This is a genomic window from Actinoallomurus acaciae, from assembly GCF_042429965.1.
GTDB classification, from domain to species: Bacteria; Actinomycetota; Actinomycetes; order Streptosporangiales; family Streptosporangiaceae; genus Actinoallomurus; species Actinoallomurus acaciae.
Window position 1 is genome coordinate 1 of sequence record NZ_JBHLZP010001047.1, and the last position, 1,294, is coordinate 1,294.

Below are 1,294 nucleotides of genomic sequence, written 5' to 3' on the forward strand. Positions count from 1 at the left end.
CCGCGCCGGGTCGCGGCCGGCGAAGTCGGTCCGGATGACGCTCACCGCGGCGTCGTCGGCGAAGCGCTCCGCCGCCGCGCGGGCCGTCGCGGGATCGGGTTCGAGCCCGGTGACGGTGCCGGCGACACGGCGGGAGAGCAGGGCGGCGAGGTTGCCCGTGCCGCACCCGACGTCGAGGACGTGCCGGGCCCCGGACGCGGCCACCTGGTCGGCGACCCAGCGGCCGTAGTGGTCGTTGTGGCTCCACGGGTGCCGCCGGTTGAACCGGTCGAGGTGCGACAGCAGCGCCATGGCACTCACCTTAATGATCGCCGACCTATTTGACCGATCGTTCTCGATACGGCTACGGTGACGACCGTGGCCCGTACCAAGGAGTTCGACCCGGACGCCGCGCTGCAGAAGGCCATGGAGCTGTTCTGGGAGCGCGGTTACGAGGCGACCTCGATGGCCGACCTCGTGGAGCACCTCGGCATCGCCCGCGCGAGCATCTACGCGACGTTCGGCGGCAAGCACGAGCTCTACCTCAAGGCGTACGAGCGGTACGTCCAGAGCCACGACCCGCACGTGGTCGAGCTGCTGTCCCAGCCGGGCCCGGCACTGCCGGCCGTACGGGCGCTGGTGAACGCCTACGCCGAGGAGTCCCTCACCGACGAGCGCCGGCGCGGCTGCCTGGTGGTCAACAGCGCGATCGAGCTGGCGAGCCGCGACGCGCGCACGGCGCGGCGTGTGGCCGCCAGCTGGGACACGGTGGAGACCGCACTGACCTCGGCGCTCATCCGCGCACGCGCCCAGGGCGAGCTCCCGGCGGACAGGGACCCGCAGGCCCTGGCGCGGTTCCTGCTCGTGCTGCTCCAGGGCCTGCGGGTCCTCGGCCGTACGGCGCCGGAGCCCGCCCGCATCCGCGACGCGGCCGCCCAGGCCCTGTCGCTCCTGGACTGACCGAAAGACACCCTCATGACCTCGACCACCGCCTCCGCACGCCTCGATAACAGAACGATCGGTCTTGATAGGGCCGCCTTCGCCCTGCTCTCGGCGATCCAGGTCACGCTGATCGCGAGCATCACCGTCATGTCCGTCGCGCTCCCCGCGATCCGGCGGGACCTGCGGGCGGACCCCCGCGACCTGGTGATCGCCGCCTCCGCGTACGGGCTGTCGTTCGGCGGGCTGCTGCTGCTCGGCGGTCGTCTCGCGGACCTGATCCGGCCGCGTGCCGTGCTCGTGGCCGGCCTGGCGGTGTTCGGCGCCGGCTCGGCCACGGCCGGGCTCGCCCCCGCGTTCGGCGCTCTGGTCGCCG

Annotated in this window: 2 protein-coding genes and 1 pseudogene; 2 read left to right on the forward strand and 1 reads right to left on the reverse strand. The window is 73.0% G+C overall.

Annotation, left to right across the window (positions count from 1 at the left end; all coding sequences use genetic code 11):
- A partial coding sequence (locus ACFFNX_RS50295; protein WP_378213593.1) for a class I SAM-dependent methyltransferase occupies positions 1–291 on the reverse strand: 291 nt, incomplete at its 3' end.
- Positions 292–357: 66 nt separating this feature from the next.
- On the opposite strand from ACFFNX_RS50295, the gene ACFFNX_RS50300 reads away from it, so the two are divergent.
- Complete coding sequence (locus tag ACFFNX_RS50300; RefSeq protein WP_378213594.1) at positions 358–939, forward strand: TetR/AcrR family transcriptional regulator; 582 nt, start codon at positions 358–360, stop codon at positions 937–939.
- Positions 940–954: 15 nt separating this feature from the next.
- Positions 955–1,294: pseudogene (locus ACFFNX_RS50305) on the forward strand (MFS transporter); the annotation flags it as partial.